This is a genomic window from Acinetobacter sp. ANC 5045 (assembly GCF_004331005.1).
Classification (GTDB): domain Bacteria; phylum Pseudomonadota; class Gammaproteobacteria; order Pseudomonadales; family Moraxellaceae; genus Acinetobacter; species Acinetobacter towneri.
This window is the reverse complement of sequence record NZ_SJNS01000010.1, coordinates 74,626-93,369: the sequence shown is the minus strand read 5'-3', so window position 1 is coordinate 93,369 and position 18,744 is coordinate 74,626. Positions and strand designations below refer to the sequence as shown.

Here is an 18,744-nt window from a genome sequence, read left to right as displayed (position 1 = left end):
TTTCGGAAACAGCATGACGGTTCAAATTATTACCATTGATGGCCCTAGCGGTTCAGGTAAAGGCACACTCGCGGCAAAATTGGCAGCACATTATCAGTTTCATTTGCTCGACTCTGGTGCGTTGTATCGTTTGTTGGGTTTGGCGTTACATAAGCAGGATCTGCTAGATCAACTTGATACTAAATTGAGTCAATGCGTTGCCATTGCAACACAGCTCAATATTCAATTTGTGACCCAGCTAGATGGCACACAAGTCTTACTTGATGGTGAAGATGTCACGCAAACCATACGTACCGAACGTGTGGGGGAGTATGCCTCAAAAGTTGCGGCAGTACCTGAATTGCGCACAGCATTACTTGCACGTCAGCATGCCTTTGCCCAAGCACCGGGCTTGGTTGCAGATGGACGCGATATGGCGACCAGTATTTTCCCAAATGCGCAGGCTAAAATTTATTTAACTGCTTCGGCAGAGTCACGTGCACAAAGACGTGTAAAACAGTTGCAGGGTATGGGGCTGGATGCTAAAATAAGCGACATTTTAGCGAATATACAGGCTCGCGACAAACGAGACATGGAGCGCACAGTTGCTCCGCTCAAGCCTGCAGAAGATGCTTACATCATTGATAGTTCTGAGTTGAACATTGATGAAGTATTTGCATTAATGACAGCTTATGTCGATCAGAAGCTTGCTATTTGCCGCGCTTAACCGCGTGAAATAAACCTATTCAGCGAACGCATAGCTTGATCAGTTCTATACGGACTATGTAGACGCTTAACTAAACCGGCCTTGTCTGATCCAAGACCGCTGACTTTATCAGGTATATCATGACCGAATCTTTTGCAGCCCTCTTTGAAGAAAGCGAATTAAACCTCAACGTTGAAAAGGGTGCTGTCATCCAAGGCGTTGTAGTAAGCATCGACTCTGACTGGGTAACAGTTGATACTGGCCTTAAATCAGAAGGCGTTGTTGACCGCGCTGAATTCTTAAACGAACAACGCGAACTTGAAGTTCAAGTTGGTGACACCGTTGATGTTGTTGTTGAAGCACTTGACAACGGTATGGGCCAAACTGTTTTATCACGTGAAAAAGCGAAACGTGCTGAAACTTGGACTAAACTTGAAAAAATCTTTGAAGACGGCGAAATCGTTACTGGTGTTATCTCTGGTAAAGTTAAAGGCGGTTTCACTGTAGACATCGGTCCAGTTCGTGCGTTCTTACCAGGTTCTTTGGTAGACACTCGTCCTATCCGTGACACAACTCACCTTGAAGGTAAAGAGTTAGAGTTCAAAGTTATCAAACTTGATGCTAAACGTAACAACGTTGTTGTATCTCGTCGTGCAGTTATGGAAGCTGAATCTTCAGCTGACCGTGAAGCGCTTCTTGCTCAGCTTGAAGAAGGTCAAACTGTTACTGGTACGATTAAGAACCTTACTGACTACGGTGCATTCGTTGACCTTGGCGGTATTGACGGTCTTCTTCACATCACTGACATGGCTTGGAAACGTATCAAGCATCCATCAGAAGTGGTTGAAGTGGGTCAAGAAGTTACTGTTAAAGTACTTAAATTTGACAAAGAGCGTAACCGCGTATCTTTAGGTCTTAAGCAATTAGGCGAAGATCCATGGTTAGCGATCATGAGCCGTTATCCTAAAGGTTCTATCGTTAAAGCTCGCGTAACAAACTTAACTGACTACGGCTGTTTCGCAGAAATCGCTGAAGGCGTTGAAGGTTTAGTACACGTTTCAGAAATGGACCACACTAACAAAAACATCCACCCATCTAAAGTTGTTCAGATTGGTGACGAAGTTGACGTTATGGTTCTTGAAGTGGACGAAGAGCGTCGTCGTATTTCTCTTGGTATCAAACAAACTCGTGCTAACCCATGGGAAGAGTTTGCTAAGAACCACGACAAAGGTGAAAAAGTTTCAGGTACAATCAAGTCAATCACTGACTTCGGTATCTTCATCGGTTTACCAGGCGGTATCGATGGCCTAGTTCACTTGTCTGACATTTCTTGGAACGAGCAAGGCGAAGAAGCTATTCGTCGTTACAAGAAAGGTGACACTGTTGAAGCGGTTATCCTTTCTGTAGACGCTGAAGGCAACCGTATCAGCCTTGGTATCAAGCAATTGAACAGCGATCCATTCAACGATTTCTTAGCTGCTAACGAACGTGGTGCTTTGGTTCAAGGTACTGTAACTGCTGTTGATGCTCGTGGCGCAACTGTTAAGTTAGCTGACGAAGTTGAAGCAACACTTAAAGCATCTGAAATCAACCGTGATCGCGTTGAAGATGCAACTAAGTTCTTGGAAGTTGGTCAAGAAGTTGAAGCGAAAATCATCAACGTAGACCGTAAATCTCGCTCTATCAACTTGTCTATCAAAGCGAAAGACGAAGCTGAAGAGAAAGAAGCTGTTGCTAACTTGAAAACTGCAACTAGCGGTCAAGACAATGGTCCTAAGACAATTGGTGACTTGATCAAAGCTCAAATGGGCAACTAAGTTGCGGGTAAACTGTATGGTTAATGTAAATTAGCACATACTTTTTACACAAATACTGTAAACGGTAGCGTAGTATTCAATTATTACGCTACCGTTTTGTATTTAAACAGGTTATTATCAGTTTAGGTAAAAGTAGCTTGATAATTAAAGAGGTCGCAGATGACTACTGAAGCACTTAATAAGTCTGACTTGATAGAACGAATTGCTTTGAAAAATCCACATTTGGCTGAGCCATTGGTGGAAGAAGCTGTGAAGATCATGATTGATCAAATGATTGCATCACTATCGGCAGATAACCGAATTGAAATTCGTGGATTCGGTAGTTTTGCATTGCATCACCGTGAACCACGTGTAGGTCGTAACCCAAAAACAGGTAAGTCTGTAGAAGTTGCGGCTAAAGCTGTACCGCACTTTAAACCGGGTAAAGCACTACGTGATGCAGTAAACGAGTCTGTAAATAAATAAAATTCCTAGGGGTGTTTATGCGTTACGTTCTAGTCGCTATTTTAGTTATTCTATTTGGATATTCTCTGGCATTGGTTTTGCAAAACGGCACTGAACTTTCAGTTGACCTGTTATTTACTCAAGTGCCTGCAATGCGTTTGGGTCTATTGCTACTGATTACATTGGCACTTGGTTTGGTGCTAGGGTTATTGTTGGGCGTGCAGGTTTTCCGTGTATTCCAAAATAGTTGGGAAATTAAGCGACTACGTAAAGATATTGAATACCTACGCAAAGAGCAAATTCATGCAGCTCAACTGGCTGCTGCTGAAGCTGCTGCGCATACTCGTCATGAAAAAACGGTATTAGATGTGCATACTGAAGATCGTTCTTCTAATGCACTTTAATTTGCTCTGTTGAGCGAATTGATCATCAACACCTCAAGGTTATCTTGGGGTGTTTTTTTATGTGTGCCTTTGACGAATGGCTGATTATCGCTGCGATGGGGGATAAGCTGTCTTTTTGACTATCTGCTTAGCACGAATCACTTTATAATAGCGACTCTTTGTCAAATCCAGAGGTAATTCTCTTGAGTATCATTGTTGCCCTCGATGCTAAAAGCCAATATGACGCCTTAACCATTGCAGAACAATTAGACCCTGCATTATGTCGAGTAAAAGTTGGTAAAGAGTTATTTACCCATGAAGGTCCTGCAGCCGTGAAAGCCTTGCATGACAAAGGTTTTGAGGTTTTTCTAGATTTGAAATTTCACGATATTCCAAATACAACGGCTCAGGCTGTATGTGCTGCAGCAGATTTAGGCGTATGGATGGTCAACGTGCATGCCTCAGGTGGTCGTAAAATGATGGAAACCTGTGTGGAGCGTTTAAAAGCAGGGAATTATCAGACTCAACTGATTGCAGTGACTGTACTAACCTCTATGGGGCGTGAAGATTTAAAAGATTTAGGTTTAGATATTGAGCCTTTTGAGCAAGTTCAGCGTTTAGCTAAACTCACTCAAGAAAGTGGTTTAGATGGTGTGGTGTGTTCTGCGCAAGAAGCCAAAATGTTGCGTGAAATCTTAGGGCAGAATTTTGCCTTAGTAACTCCAGGGATTCGTCCTAAAGGCTCAAATGCCGATGATCAAAAACGTATTGTGACTCCCAAACAAGCTATGCTGGATGGTTCTACGCATTTGGTGATTGGTCGTCCAATTACAAAATCTGAAAATCCACGTCAGACTTTGAAAGATATTTTAGCGACGCTTTAATTTTACTATCGCTGACTCTCTAAAAGGGAGATAAGCCCTCTCTCTAACTCTCGCCTAAATAGAGCGCAAACCCTCTCTCCAACTCTCTCCCAGAGGGAGAGAGGACAATTGTTGATTCTTTTTAAATAGCAGCCAATACACTTACAGCAATGGGTGCAAGGATTGACAATACAAATCCACTGACCATGGCATGTGGAATAAAATCGTTGCCACAGGCTTGTTTTACCATGGGCAAAGTGACGTCCATGGCAGTTGCGCCTGCGGCAGAAATTGCAGCACGTGGATAACGCCATCCCAAAATATACATCAGCAATATCGCAAAAATCTCTCTGAATAAATCATTCATTAACGCAATACTACCCAATTCGGCATTGCAAAGTTCCGACACCACAATCCCGCTCATGGAATAAAATCCATAACCTTGTGAGAGCATAAGCAAATCTTGTAGAGCGATGGGGAGCCAAAGTGCGCAAAGTAGTACCCCTGCAACTGAACCGAAAATACAGCCTACGGGCACCATTAAAATTTTCCAATTCAGCCAAGAACGATCTAAAGGCGAATAAGCGAGATCGAGTCCAATCATCCACATAAACAGCAACAGTAAATACCAAGTGTTGATCTGAACTTGGAAATCCATAGCACTAAAAAGTAGATGCAGCACGTAGCCTGCCAAAAGTGCAAAAAAGGCATAACTGATGTTGATGCAGGATTGAATCAACAACTGTAATGAAACTTTGCCTTGCGTTGCTTGCAGCCCCAAACCTTTGTAAAGCAAATAACAACACAGAAAAGCACCAATTGATGTAGCAAATGCAATCTGTAAAGCTGTAGATAGAATATGCGATGGCTGCTGTAGTGAACCGAGCGTTTGTGAAAATTCCATCGCAATTGCAATTAGCAGGATATAGCTAAAATATGGAAGCAGTTGAAACGCAATTTTTTCGATTATTCGAGGGAGGCGTTTTGCCAGTACAAAGCCTAGACATAAACAGCAGAGTAATTGGAAAATCAGCCAAAGAGATTGCATGAGATCAACAGGTGGGAGATAGATAAAAACCTGTTGATTATGCCAGTTTGCTTTTAAAAGCGGAAATTTATGCCGCTTTACTGATTAATCTGAAATCACTCGGATGCAGCGACTTGGTTTTTAGCCAATATTTCCAAGTATAGGTTGGCCAAAGTGCAAAGTTTTTTCCACCATCTTGTTGATACCAACTTACACAGCCAGATTGCCAAACCGTGTTATTTAGCATGTCTTGCACATCGTGGTTAAATTGATCTTGTACTTGATCTTTTACTACAATTGCATTGCTCTGTGATTGTGCCACCAAATCCATCATTTGCAGAATGTAATCGACTTGCGATTCGATCATAAAAATAACCGAGTTATGCGCCAAAACTGTATTTGGCCCAAGCAACTGAAACAGGTTCGGAAAACCTTTGTGGCTAATGCCGTAATAGCTTTCTGCGCCATCTTTCCATGCCTGTTTTAATTCAACGCCATGTTCACCAATGCAGCTAAATGGCTGTAGATAGATACGCGGATCGGTAATAAAGCCTGTGCCATAAATCAGACAATCAATTTTTCGCATTTTACCATCTTTGGTGATGATGCTGTCTGCAGTCAATTCCTGTATTGCATCAGTCACTAATTCGACGTTGTCACGGTTAAAAGTTGGGAAGTATTTATTGGACACTAAAATACGTTTACATCCCATAATGTAGTCAGGCGTGAGTTTTTGTGCCAATTGTTTGTCTTTGACCTGAAAACGAATAAAGGCTTCTGCCAGTTTTTGGGTATATTTCATCACGCTAGGTTGCATGATTGGAATTGCACGTGATTCATTCGACCAATACAAACGCGCACGATGCAACTTTCTAAACCAGTCTGCTTGTTTAAACAGTTTTTTCTCAATATTCAGATATTTGCGTTCATCTCGTGGAATGACCCATGCAGCTGTACGTTGCATGACATATAACTGTTTAACTTGAGGTGCAATTTCAGGAATGTATTGAATCGCGCTGCCGCCTGTGCCAATAGATGCCACAACTTTGCTATTTAAGTTGTATTGATGATCCCATTGAGACGAGTGAAAAACCTTGCCCTGAAACTTTTCAATGCCTTTAATGTGCGGGATTTGTGGCACATGCAGTGGGCCAGAAGCAAAGACTAAATATTGGCAACTCAATTGTCTGCCATCTTTTAACGCAACATGCCATACACAGTCTTTTTCATGGTATTCGGTATGCACCACTTCGCTGTTAAATTGGCAATATTCGCGCAGATTAAACTGTTGCACCACATCTTGAATATACTGAAAAATTTCTGGTGCTTCGGCATAGCGTTTTGACCAGTCAGTTTTGGGTGCAAATGACAATGAATACAGATGCGACTGCACATCACAAGCCGCGCCAGGGTATTGATTTTCACGCCAAGTACCACCCACTTCATTAGACTTTTCTAAAATCACAAAGTTATGAATGTTGCGTTGTAGCAAACGAATCGCCATGGCTAATCCACCAAAGCCTGCGCCAATAATTGCGACTTGATAATGAGCTGCTGCATCCTGCATGAAGACATCCTTATATTTATTTTGTTTGACTTGAGTTTGTTTGAGTCAGGATAGAATAAGCCAGCATGTGGTAACATGATCGTGCTGACATAAAAATTGATATTTTCGGCAATTTCTATCTGTGGATGAATCGGGTAAAAAGGATATTCCGTTTCGCACTGTTCATTTTATGAAAAGATCCATACTTGGCTTAATGTATTTAATACAAGGCATGCGTAAAGCAGGCGTTGATGTCGATGCAAAATTGCAAAGTATCGGCTTGCGTGCAGATGCGCTGGATACCAGTTCAATTATTCATCCGAGTTTGGAATGGGATATTCTCAAAGTCATTGGTGAAGATGTAGAGCCTGAAATGGGGCTGTTTATTGGACAGCATTATGCTTTGGCAGGTTATGGTCCTTTACTGATGTTATTGGTGACCAGTCCAGATATTGCCACTGCATTAGAAAAAGGGATTCAATATCAGGGATTGACGCATTTAAGCGGGAAACTGAGTTTGCAACATAGCACGCGACATATTGCCTTGTGTTATCAACCCAATGATTTACATAGTAGTTTAGGTGTATTGCGTGCGCAGTGTGAAATTTCAGGCACGTTCAAATTTATTCAAGACCTATATAAAATGATGGGGATGAGTGCGCCACGTATTCGCATAGAATTGCCATTTGCACAGCCGCAGCAAAGTGAAGTTTTGCAAACTTTTTATGATTATTACGGTCAAGATATTGTTTTTAATCAACCCCAAGCAGCGTTTTGGTTTGATGATGCAGTTCTCACAGCACGTATTCCATCTGCCGATGCAGTCACTTTTAGTAGTTATGAAGCCAAATGCGTGATTGAGTTAGAGCGACTTAAACTCGAAGATGATGCGCCTTCGGTGGTACAGCGCGTAAAAGATTATTTGGAATTACAACAAGGCAGTATGCCGAGCATGGCAGAAACAGCACATGCTTTGCAAATTCCTGAACGGACATTGCGCCATCAACTGCAACAATTGAACACTAGTTACAAACAAATTCGTGAAGATCTTATCAAAGATAAAGCATTGCGATTAATTGAATATCAGGAATATTCAATTGAAATGATTGCAGAGTTACTTGGTTATTCAGAACCTGCGGCATTTAACCATGCCTTTAAACGGTGGTTTGGACAAAGTCCACGCCAATATACAAAATAGCCTAAGTATTTTGCAAACTATGCCAAAGTGCTATATCTCCCGATTCGATCTTCGTTATAATCTACAAGCCCAAATAAGTACTGATGAATATGTCTGATTTTAATTCGCCACAAACCACAGCCTTTACTCCATTATCGCCTGCGGAGCGTTATGCACAAGCGTTAGCCTCTGGACAATTTATGCCAGATGATGCGCAGGCGCAGGCTGTACACGAACTTGAGCGTGTGTGGCAGGAATTAATTCAACGCTATAAAGCATCAAAAAAAGCGTTCCGCCGTTTCCGCCGCCAAACAGCACCACAGGGTGTTTATATGTGGGGTGGTGTAGGTCGTGGTAAAACATGGCTCATGGATCAGTTTTACGACTCGATTCCATTTAGACGTAAAACACGTATGCACTTTCACCACTTTATGCAGCATGTGCATCGTGAACTGAACAAACTTTCAGGGCAGCGTAACCCGCTCGATTCTGTTGCAGACCAAATTTATAAAGATGCAGTGGTGATTTGTTTCGATGAATTTTTCGTATCTAACGTGACTGATGCGATGATTCTGAGTGACTTGTTCCAAAAATTATTCCATCGTGGCATTACTTTGGTGGCAACATCTAACATCGCCCCAGACGGTTTATATAAAAATGGTATCCATCGAGATCGTTTTATTCCAACCATTGAAATGGTCAAAAAACATTGCCAAGTGCTAAATGTCGATGCTGGTGTAGATTATCGCTTACGTGTTTTGAAACAGGCGCAATTATTTAAATCGCCTTTAACGCATGATAATCAAAACTGGATGGCACAGCGTTTCAGTGCTTTGAGTAATACACAACATTATTCTTCTGAGCCAATTATTATCAACCAACGTATTGTTGAAACAATTGCGCATACTGAAGATGTGTTGTGGTGTGAATTTTCAGAACTGTGCTTTAAACCGCGTAGTCCTGCAGACTTTATTGAAATTGCCAACATCTACAACACGGTTTTGGTGAGCAATGTACCGCATTTAACAGACTTCTTGTCTGAAGGAACACGTCGTTTTATTTATTTGGTCGATGAATTTTATGATCGTGGTGTCAAGTTATTACTGACTTCTGAAGATTCGATTATTGAAATTTATCAGGGCGAAAAACTGGCATTTGAAATTGAACGCACACGTTCACGTTTATTGGAAATGCAGTCTGATGATTACTTAAATGAAGAACATCGACAGATACAGGCCACCGAAGCCAAACATCAAATCAGTTGATCTTTTAAGCGCCTAGAACTAGGCGCTTTTTTATGATAGAAAAGATGTGACTGTTGGTTTTATCGACATTTTGTCATAAACATGGCTTAATCTTGAAGGGTTGCAATAAGACTGACGCCGATTTTTACAACAAAATCTGAACTTAAGTCTAATTTCGACATTTCAAAAACTTTATACACTGTAAAAGTGTATTTAGATGAGTAATAGTGTCGTGTTTCTGATCAGGATTTATGATGATTGTTGTCATTCATCTTGTAATAAATGATCGTTATTTTGAAATGTGATAATACTATTCAGCTAAATATAAATCAGTATACTAGAATCTCTTGTATAAAAAGTAGCAATATCAGGAAAGACAATGACTGCACGTATTCAAAAAGGCAAGTTAGCGATTGCTAAAGAACTTTACGATTTCATCGAAAATGAAGCATTACCAGGTTCTGGTTTGGACAGTGATACATACTGGAAAAACTTTGAGCAAGTCGTTGTCGATCTTAGCCCTAAGAACAAAACATTACTCGCAAAGCGTGATGAGCTTCAGGCTAAAATTGATGAATGGCACCGCAATAATACATTTGAATTAGAAGCTTACAAAGCTTTCTTGACTGAAATTGGCTACTTATTACCAGAAGTAGAAGATTTTCAAATTACCACCGAAAATGTTGATGAAGAAATCGCATTATTGGCTGGTCCACAGCTCGTAGTACCTGTACGTAACGCACGTTATTGCTTGAACGCAGCAAACGCACGTTGGGGTTCGTTATATGACGCACTTTACGGTTTTGACGTTATTTCTGAAGAAAATGGCGCAGAAAAAGGTAAAGGCTACAACCCAGTTCGTGGTGAAAAAGTAATTGCATTCGCGAAAAACTTCTTAAATGAAACTTTCCCATTGGCGCAAGGTTCACATGCCGACGCGACTCAATATGCTGTAGAAGCAAACAAACTTGTTGTTCGCCTAAAAGATGGTTCTACAACAACTGTTGCGGATAGCTCTAAATTCGTTGGTTACAATGGCGAAGCTTCTGCACCAACTGAAATCGTACTGAAAAATAACGGCCTGCACGCAATCATCCAGATTGATGCAAACAGCCCAATTGGACAGACAGATGCAGCTGGCGTGAAAGATGTTGTGCTTGAAGCGGCTGTAACGACGATTCAAGACTTGGAAGACTCTGTTGCAGCAGTTGATGCTGAAGAAAAAGTTGAAGGCTACCGTAACTGGTTAGGCTTGATGAAAGGTACGCTTGAAGAGTCTATCGAGAAAAATGGCAAGACCATTACCCGTAAACTAAATGCTGACCGCACCTTCAAAAATGTTGAAGGCGGTGAGACCAAGGTTCATGGCCGTTCATTGATGCTGCTTCGTAACGTGGGTCACTTGATGACAAACCCGGCGATCCTTGTAGATGGCGAAGAAATTTATGAAGGCATCATGGATGCATTGGTCACTCCATTGCTTTCTGTGGCTGATATCCGTGGTGAGAACACGATCAAGAACTCACGTACCGGTTCTATGTATATCGTTAAGCCAAAAATGCACGGTCCAGAAGAAGTAGCATTTGCGGTTGAGCTGTTTGAACGTGCTGAACAAGCGCTTGGCTTACCTGCTAAAACCCTGAAAATCGGTATCATGGATGAAGAGCGTCGTACCTCTGTTAACCTGAAAAACTGTATTGCTCAGGCGAAAGACCGTACCATCTTTATTAACACCGGTTTCATGGATCGTACAGGTGATGAAATCCATACCTTCATGGAAGCAGGTCCATTTGTTCGTAAAGGCGAAATCAAAGGCCAAAAATGGTTCCCAGCTTACGAAAACCGTAACGTCATGGTAGGTCTACAAACAGGTCTACGTGGTAAAGCACAGATTGGTAAAGGCATGTGGCCAAAACCAGACATGCTGTTAGACATGTACAAAACCAAGACTGAACATCCTGAAGCAGGCGCAAGCTGTGCATGGGTTCCGTCTCCAACAGGTGCAGTGATTCACGCGATTCACTACCATCAAATTAATGTAGCAAACCGTCAGCAAGAATTGCTTGCAACTGAAGCATTGCCTTTAGATGATTTGTTAACTCCACCTCTTGCAACTGATACCAACTGGTCTGAAGAAGAGAAACTAAAAGAACTGGAAAATAACTGCCAAGGTATCTTGGGTTATGTCGTTCGTTGGGTTGATCTGGGTGTAGGTTGTTCTAAAGTTCCAGACATCAATGATGTGGGCCTGATGGAAGACCGTGCAACTTTACGTATTTCTTCTCAGCACGTTGCCAACTGGTTACGTCACGGAATTGTAACGCGTGAACAGGTTGAAGAAGTAATGCAGCGCATGGCGAAAATTGTAGATCAACAAAATGCTGATGATCCACTATACACGCCTATGTCTAACGACTTTGCTAATAACATTGCATTCCAAGCTGCATCTGACTTGATCTTCAAAGGTGGCGAGCAACCTTCTGGTTACACAGAGCCACTTTTACACGCAGCGCGTTTAAAGTTAAAAGGTTATACAGGTGATTAATCCTTTAGGATTTGATTTACTGATTGTGTAATACAAACAAATGAGCCTCTTCGGAGGCTTTTTTGTTGCCTGTATTTTGCTTATGGTTTTTTGAAAATTTTGCAGCTGAATAGTTACAGGATGTACTTGCTGCTAGAAAAACATCAAGCTGCGGAGTAGAGTGAAAGTCATATATAAAAAGTAGCGCAAGGACAAATACATGCCAGCATATCAAGATTTGAATCAACAATTTATTGGCGGCAAGTGGTCGGTTGGGACATCTACTAAAACCATTCCAAACTTGAATCCATATCATCAAACTACAATTTTTGAGATGCAGGGCGCCAGCGTGGTAGATGTTGATAGTGCCTATAGTACAGCGCAAAAAGCTTTTGATGAACAATTGATTCAATCCACAAGTCTGCGTCAATACATCATTAAGAACTTAGAGCAAGTCATTCAGCAACGACGCGAAGAAATTATCCAGTGGCTGATTGATGAGTCGGGCAGTACCCGTTTAAAAGCCAATATCGAAGTCGATGCTGCTTTAGGGATTATTCAAGAAGCTGCACAATTTCCCGAGCAAATGACCACGACGCAACTGGAAAGCAAAGATCCGAAAGTCCGTAGTGTTGTTTTGCGTAAACCTTTGGGTGTTATTGCTGTGATCAGTCCGTGGAATTTCCCTTTCCATTTGTCTATGCGTTCAGTGGTTACAGCGATTGCTTGTGGTAATAGTGTAGTGCTCAAACCTGCCAGTGATACGCCAGTCACAGGTGGAACTATACTCGGTAAACTGTTCGAAGAAGCAGACTTGCCTGCAGGCGTACTCAATGTGGTGGCGGGTGCGAGTCGTGAAATTGGTGATTACTTTGTTGAGCATGTAACTCCTAAAATGATTTCATTTACAGGCTCTACAGAAGTTGGACAGCATGTAGGGCAACTGGCCGTTGCGGGTGAGCATTTAAAACGTGTCGCCTTAGAACTCGGTGGCAATGCACCTTTAGTCATTTTGGATGATGCAGATATAGATTTGGCCGTAGAACTAACTGTGATGGGGCGCTTTTTGCATCAAGGTCAAATTTGCATGAGTACCAATCGGGTCATTGTCGATCAGTCTATTTATGCAGCCTATCTTGAAAAATTGTTAGCAAGTGTGTCGCAATTAGTAGTAGGTGATCCGAATAAAAATGACACCTTGATTGGGCCAATTATTAATGCAGAACAGGTGAAAAAGCATCAGCATATTATTCAAAAAGCACAGGCGCAGGGTGCAGAATTGGTTTATGCGGGCGGGGTTACGGGGAACTTAGTTGCACCACATGTTTTTGTGAATGTCGCTGCCGATTCAGAAATTGTACAAAATGAAAGTTTTGGACCTATTTTACCGATTCTCAAAGCAGCAGATACCGCACATGCCTTACAGTTAGCGAACGATACACGCTATGGTTTATCTGCTGCTGTATGCACTACAAATGTAGAACGCGGTGCAGAATTTGCAGCACAGTTTGATGTTGGAATGACACATATTAATGGTATTACCGTTGCCGATCATGCCAATGCACCGTTTGGTGGTGAGAAAAACTCAGGCTTAGGTCGTTTTAATGGGCGCTGGATATTTGAAGAATTTACCCGCACGCATTGGCTGACATTGCCAGCTTAACGGTAATTATTTGTCCTGCGTTTTGTTTGAGTAAGAAGGAATGCGTGGGTGCGCACTTACTGTTCATGATCAAAACGCATAATATAGTGCGTGTGTCTAATCATCCAATTTGTATATGTGTGCCAATTTTAAACCAATAAGCATAGCGCAATTATCTGCATTAGGTCTGCCTGAAATTCCGTTTGAATATGCTGAAGAAGCGTATCCAAATTCGAGTGTGCCACTATTGTTTAAGTCTGAACAAGGTTTAGAGTGGCGCTCGGTGAATTTTGGCTTGATTCCCAAATGGGCGGAAGACAGAAGTATTGCGCAAAAAACCTATAATTGCCGTAACGAAACTTTATTAGAAAAACCAAGTTTTAGTGAAACTGCTTATAAGTGTAAATTTGGCGCGATTGTTGTGTCAGAATTTTATGAATCCAAATATATAGACAGTAAACCGCAGCGTTGGGGTGTACGTCGTAAAGATGGACAGGCCTTTTTTATTGCAGCACTGTATGAAATTTGCCGTTTAAAGGATGGGCAAGGCACGGAAGAAATTGGCCGTTCTGCGAGTATGATTACCATGGACGCAATTGATCACGCGATGATGAAGGAATTTCATGAGCCTGGGCCAGTCAAACGTTCTGTTATTGTTATTCCACATGCACGTTTAGATGAATGGCTAAGTTTGAAAACACCGAACATACACAGCTTTGTGCAGGGCTTTCCTTTAGACGAGTTTGAGTGTTCACATGTACCAAAAGCAAAGATCGAAAAAGTAAGCCCCCAGCTCAATTTTTTCGATCTTTAAGTACATCTTGTGCTTATATAGGATAAGAACAGATGTGGAACAATAACGTGATGTTTAGCGTGCTAAATTATTAAAAATATGACGTAAACTTTCCATCATTTTTTCAATTTGTAGTGGAGTTAAACCATCAAATGACTGCTCTAAAACAACGCTAGTCAGATCATTAATTTTGTTGGTCATCTCATTACCTTTTTCAGTAAGCACGACACGAGTGATACGCGCATCATCATCACAAGAATAAGTTTCAACCAAACCTTCATCTTTTAAACGATAAACAATTTTAGTTGTAGTTGACATTTTTGACACCACCATGTCTGACAAATCAGACACACTCGCATGTGCTTTTGACCTTAATGCCAATAAAATACGACGGCGAGAATTATCTAAACCATACTTTTTAAGTGCCTGATCGACATTCTGTACATATTGAGCATGTACTTGTGTGACCCAATAATACGGAAATTGTTCAATATCATATTGGTCGGCGGATGGTAGAAATTTTGAATATTTCTTGGACATTGCATATTCCCTGCATTGTTTTAATTGTATTTTTGATATTTCACATTTTATGTGAAAACTCATGTGCTTAGCAAGATGCTTTCAGTGGCTAAAATTTGGTTGAAATCTGACGAAATATGATGAATCTCGATTTAGAAGCTGGCTTTGAAATGGCTATTTTTCCAAGCGCGTAGGCATTTGTTTAAGTTCAATCCATATTCATGTGTCATATCAATTAATCCTATAGAATTGTTTTAGTTTGGATTAGTAGTGAGTTATCTGGTTTTATAAGTTGAATTATCAATTTAACCATCAACTTAGGCTGCATTTTAGTTAAAAAAATACATTTGTACACTTGGCTTTTAGGTAAAAGTGCGGGTTATTGCGTTGAATTTTGCAAAAAAATTATAAGCTTTGGTCTAATCTTTTAACAATAGTTGTTTTTTATCAATATTTTAAGTTTAGATTAAAGTGTGGGTTGGCTTACAGTTGTAATCTATGACTAATGCGTCTAAAAATACATTACAATTCATTTGACATTTTTAATCCATTCTCACGGCTTTTGTTTGGCTGTCATCGCTCTAAAAAAATTAAGAATGTGAAAAATAAAGTAAAAACCTTCTTATAGATCGTACTGTTTAGTTTTATTCAAAAAAATTAAAAATTTAATTACAAATGTTCAAGATTGTGCATAATTAAGCTATCTATTGCTAAAAAGGTTACTTTTATGGATCCGTCGCCGTGCGCAGGTCTACTTTATATTTCGATTTCTGCTAACTATCTCGGAGCTATGAACTAATGGAGTTTTTATTAGATCCGGGAATATGGGTTGGTTTAATTACACTTATTATTCTAGAAATCGTATTAGGTATTGATAACCTAGTCTTTATTGCAATTCTTGCAGAAAAATTACCCCCAGAACAGCGTGATAAAGCCCGTGTGATTGGCTTATCTTTAGCGTTGTTTATGCGTTTAGGATTGTTATTTGCAATCTCTTGGTTGGTTACTTTAACCGAACCGTTAATTACCTTATTTGAAAAAACCTTTTCAGGGCGTGACCTCATTCTCTTGGGTGGCGGTTTGTTCCTCGTCTATAAGGCGGTAGGAGAGTTGCATGAGAAGATGGAAGGCAAACCCGAAGTCAAAGTCACGACCAATGTGGTTTATGCAAGTTTTGCCGCAGTTGTAGCACAAATTGTTGTTCTAGATGCAGTTTTCTCTTTAGACTCAGTCATTACCGCAATTGGCATGGTCGACAACATCTATGTGATGATGGTTGCCATGGTGGTTGCAATGTTGGTGATGTTACTTGCATCTAAGCCATTAACTGCTTTTGTGAACCGTCATCCAACAGTGGTGATTTTGTGTTTAAGCTTCTTACTATTAATTGGTATCAGCTTGATTGCAGAAGGTTTTGGCTTCCATATCCCTAAAGGTTATATCTATTCGGGTATTGGTGTTGCGATTGCTATTGAAGCGTTTAACCAATTTGGTCAGCGCAATGTTGCAAAACATGAAGCAAAAATTCCGTTACGTCACCGTACTGCAGATTCAATTTTAAAATTGATGGGGGGGCGAGTTGAAACCAGTAGCCCTGATTTGCATAACGAAGCGCAAGAAGCGTTTGCAGATGAAGAACGCTACATGATTGGTGGTGTCTTGACCTTGGCAGAGCGTTCAGTCGCATCAATTATGACGCCACGTAGCCAAATTTCATGGGTCGATATTGAAGATTCACCTGAACAAATCCGCGAACAGATTCTATCTGTACCACACAGCTTATTCCCAGTGTGTCGTGGTAGTTTAGATAAAGTCATTAGTATTGTACGTGCCAAAGAGTTGTTGGATGTATTGGACGAAGAAGAAGAGCTTAAAGCTTTAATTAAACGTCAGCGTCCAATTTACATTTTTGAAAAAATGAAAGTGATTGATGCGATCAATACGTTACGTACCTCTAAAGGTTCTTTGGTTTTAGTCAGCGATGAGTTTGGTAATGTTCAAGGTTTGATTTCACCGCTTGATGTGTTTGAAGCGATTGCAGGTGAATTCCCTGATGCAGACGAACAGTTAGATTTGGTTAAAACCAATGAAAACGAATGGAAAGCAACAGGTATGCTGGATTTATACCAGCTTGAACTTGAACTGGGTATGATGGATCTGATTGAAGAAGATGCAGGCTACATTAGCGTTGCAGGTTTGATTTTAGATAAAACCCAAGGTGAAGTTCAGGTCGGCACGCAGTTGGATTATCAAGGTGTGCACTTTGAAGTGACAGAACTTGATGGTAACCGTATTAAAACTGTGATGATTCGCTTACGCTAATTACTAAGCTTTGAATTAAATCACTCAAAAAGCTCTACCGAAATGGTGGAGCTTTTTTATGGTGTAATAAAAAGATTGTGATGTTTCATCCTGAAAATGTGTATCAGCGATAAGTCTGGATTTTAAAAGCTGAACATGAAATGTGGCATGGAATAGAAAAAAAGAAACAACCAAACAGGATTACAAATTTGGTTGCTTAAATAGGGAAAAGAAAAAGCGAGAAACTAAAACAAATGTTTAATTTGTATGTGACTTCGCCACTAAAAATTAAACTGCCAATTGATTTTCAATCACATTCCATAAATTTCGATGTGACTTTTTAAACATCGCCATATGCCCAATGGCTTTATGCTGATAACGCTTTGGTTTAAGTTCAATCATATTAGTCGATGCATGGGGATAGAGACGGAGTAAATCTTTCACATTGGCTTCGGTGGCAATCTCATCATCCGAACTCCAAATAGCAGTAATCGGGCAACGAATTTTATCGTGATAATGCTGTGAAACTGTTTTGCCTATAGCATTGATGACATAGCCGGGTTTGCTGCAAAATTGTGCCCATTGTTGGGCCACATTTTTAGGTAGGTTTTCGCCCATGCCAATTGCATTGGTTGGGCCATAACCATGTGTGATTCTGGCAAGTGGAAAAATAACTTTAAACATCACAGGGGCAAGTAGGCGAGTACGACCTTTTAAACCTTTTGTGTGGCCTGTAGAGCCTGAAACAGCTACGACTTTTGCCACTTTATGATATTCAGGATTAATCCCCAGTAATTGTCCGCCTGCGCTGTGTCCCAATAAAACCACTTGTTCAGCTTGCGTTTTTTGCAGCAAAGTATTTACTGCTGCAGGAATATCTAACTGCCCCCAATCAACAATACTGGCTTCACATTGTTTCAATGGTTCGTGTAACGAATCACCAATACCACGAAAATCAAAACACAGCACAGCATAGCCTTGTTCATTTAGCCATGTGGCAAAAGCGTGATAAAAATTCTTGGTAATGCCTGTCGCGGGACAAATCAAGACGGGTAGACGCTGTGCTTGTGTATATTGATTTGGATAATAACGGGCAGCGAGGGCATAACCATCTGCACATATAATATTTAAGCTTTCAAATGTGCTCATAATGTTTTAAGGATGATGAGAATAAAGTTACTTTACACGAGTTCCAAAAAGAAACTTGTATTTATTCTGACTCTAAAGTCAAGCTTAGTAGTCTGCGAGTGTAGTTAAATAGCCACACGAAAAATAAAAGAGTGTTAAACATGGAAAGTTTATCTTTGGCAGTGCGCCTTGCGATTATTTTCAGTGGAATATTTTTGTGGGTGGGGATGCTTACAGGCGTGTGGAAATATTGGCAAATTCGTGCTTCTGCCCAAGCGCGTGCTCATTATTATGTGGATATCGCACATCGCAGTAGTTTGTTATATGCACCTGCAAGTTTAATTTTAGCGGTCTTGGCTTATTTTTGTATTTGGGATGCCACTGTAATTTTAATTTGTGTGATTCTAAATTTAGTATTTTTTAGCTTTTCTATTCTGAGTTATATCTTGCATGGATTGCTTAAAGATACCACTAATCAATTTAAACAACCGCATCAAATTGCAGCATGGACATTGCCAAGTTGGTGCATGAGTTTGGCGATGCTGTTATTGATTGTGGCTGAATTGGGTGGGACTAGTGTGTTATTGCTTGGCGCAATCTATGGATTGTTGTAATTCTAATTGCTCAGTTTAATTTTTTCTTGGTAGCCCG

The 18,744-nt window shown here is 40.6% G+C and carries 16 protein-coding genes; 12 read left to right on the top strand and 4 right to left on the bottom strand.

Features of this window, described 5'->3' with window-relative positions; genetic code table 11:
• Positions 1–13 precede the first annotated feature (13 nt).
• The 5 genes from cmk to pyrF all read left to right on the top strand — a co-directional run bounded on the left by cmk (position 14) and on the right by pyrF (position 4,213).
• Positions 14–706 carry a (d)CMP kinase gene (cmk, locus tag E0H79_RS09540; protein ID WP_131261477.1) on the top strand — a complete coding sequence of 231 codons (693 nt, stop codon included), beginning with the start codon at positions 14–16 and terminating at the stop codon, positions 704–706.
• A gap of 119 nt (positions 707–825) precedes the next feature.
• The gene (gene rpsA / locus E0H79_RS09535) at positions 826–2,502 is read left to right on the top strand and encodes a 30S ribosomal protein S1 (RefSeq protein WP_131261476.1); all 1,677 of its coding nucleotides are present in this window, start codon (positions 826–828) and stop codon (positions 2,500–2,502) included.
• Positions 2,503–2,661: 159 nt separating this feature from the next.
• Positions 2,662–2,967 carry an integration host factor subunit beta gene (locus E0H79_RS09530; RefSeq protein ID WP_004976773.1) on the top strand — a complete coding sequence of 102 codons (306 nt, stop codon included), beginning with the start codon at positions 2,662–2,664 and terminating at the stop codon, positions 2,965–2,967.
• A gap of 17 nt (positions 2,968–2,984) precedes the next feature.
• Positions 2,985–3,350 (top strand): lipopolysaccharide assembly protein LapA domain-containing protein, encoded by a 366-nt coding sequence (locus E0H79_RS09525; RefSeq protein ID WP_004976771.1) that lies wholly within the window; start codon positions 2,985–2,987, stop codon positions 3,348–3,350.
• 182 nt (positions 3,351–3,532) lie between these two features.
• A complete protein-coding gene (pyrF, locus tag E0H79_RS09520) occupies positions 3,533–4,213 on the top strand; it encodes an orotidine-5'-phosphate decarboxylase (RefSeq protein ID WP_131261475.1) in 681 nt (226 codons plus the stop codon).
• 121 nt (positions 4,214–4,334) lie between these two features.
• On the opposite strand, the gene E0H79_RS09515 is transcribed toward pyrF, so the two are convergent.
• Together E0H79_RS09515 and E0H79_RS09510 are read right to left on the bottom strand one after the other, a co-directional pair.
• Positions 4,335–5,240 (bottom strand): lysine exporter LysO family protein, encoded by a 906-nt coding sequence (locus E0H79_RS09515; protein ID WP_131261474.1) that lies wholly within the window; start codon positions 5,238–5,240, stop codon positions 4,335–4,337.
• Between the two features lie 67 nt (positions 5,241–5,307).
• Positions 5,308–6,786, bottom strand: a complete 1,479-nt coding sequence (locus tag E0H79_RS09510) for a flavin-containing monooxygenase (RefSeq protein ID WP_131261473.1) — start codon at positions 6,784–6,786, stop codon at positions 5,308–5,310.
• Positions 6,787–6,955: 169 nt separating this feature from the next.
• Here E0H79_RS09510 and E0H79_RS09505 point away from each other — a divergent pair, with 169 nt between their 5' ends.
• From E0H79_RS09505 to E0H79_RS09485, 5 genes are all read left to right on the top strand, one after another.
• Positions 6,956–7,963 carry a helix-turn-helix transcriptional regulator gene (locus E0H79_RS09505; protein ID WP_165492532.1) on the top strand — a complete coding sequence of 336 codons (1,008 nt, stop codon included), beginning with the start codon at positions 6,956–6,958 and terminating at the stop codon, positions 7,961–7,963.
• An 89-nt stretch (positions 7,964–8,052) separates the two neighbouring features.
• Positions 8,053–9,207: a cell division protein ZapE gene (gene zapE / locus E0H79_RS09500; protein ID WP_004976758.1), complete on the top strand. Its 1,155-nt coding sequence runs from the start codon at positions 8,053–8,055 to the stop codon at positions 9,205–9,207.
• Between the two features lie 358 nt (positions 9,208–9,565).
• On the top strand, positions 9,566–11,731 hold the full coding sequence (locus tag E0H79_RS09495) for a malate synthase G (RefSeq protein ID WP_096901411.1): 2,166 nt from the start codon (positions 9,566–9,568) through the stop codon (positions 11,729–11,731).
• A 199-nt stretch (positions 11,732–11,930) separates the two neighbouring features.
• Positions 11,931–13,373, top strand: a complete 1,443-nt coding sequence (locus E0H79_RS09490; RefSeq protein WP_131261472.1) for an aldehyde dehydrogenase family protein — start codon at positions 11,931–11,933, stop codon at positions 13,371–13,373.
• 115 nt (positions 13,374–13,488) lie between these two features.
• The gene (locus E0H79_RS09485; RefSeq protein ID WP_131261471.1) at positions 13,489–14,166 is read left to right on the top strand and encodes an SOS response-associated peptidase family protein; all 678 of its coding nucleotides are present in this window, start codon (positions 13,489–13,491) and stop codon (positions 14,164–14,166) included.
• Positions 14,167–14,220: 54 nt separating this feature from the next.
• Here E0H79_RS09485 and E0H79_RS09480 read toward each other — a convergent pair whose 3' ends face one another.
• The gene (locus E0H79_RS09480; protein WP_004976754.1) at positions 14,221–14,685 is read right to left on the bottom strand and encodes a MarR family winged helix-turn-helix transcriptional regulator; all 465 of its coding nucleotides are present in this window, start codon (positions 14,683–14,685) and stop codon (positions 14,221–14,223) included.
• Positions 14,686–15,462: 777 nt separating this feature from the next.
• Between E0H79_RS09480 and E0H79_RS09475 the strand changes: the two genes are divergently transcribed.
• Positions 15,463–16,986 carry a TerC family protein gene (locus tag E0H79_RS09475; RefSeq protein ID WP_004976753.1) on the top strand — a complete coding sequence of 508 codons (1,524 nt, stop codon included), beginning with the start codon at positions 15,463–15,465 and terminating at the stop codon, positions 16,984–16,986.
• A gap of 267 nt (positions 16,987–17,253) precedes the next feature.
• Here the strand turns inward: E0H79_RS09475 and E0H79_RS09470 are convergent, their stop codons facing one another.
• Positions 17,254–18,114 carry an alpha/beta fold hydrolase gene (locus E0H79_RS09470; protein WP_104851904.1) on the bottom strand — a complete coding sequence of 287 codons (861 nt, stop codon included), beginning with the start codon at positions 18,112–18,114 and terminating at the stop codon, positions 17,254–17,256.
• A 140-nt stretch (positions 18,115–18,254) separates the two neighbouring features.
• Between E0H79_RS09470 and E0H79_RS09465 the strand changes: the two genes are divergently transcribed.
• Positions 18,255–18,707: a hypothetical protein gene (locus E0H79_RS09465; RefSeq protein ID WP_004976749.1), complete on the top strand. Its 453-nt coding sequence runs from the start codon at positions 18,255–18,257 to the stop codon at positions 18,705–18,707.
• Positions 18,708–18,744 lie beyond the last annotated feature (37 nt).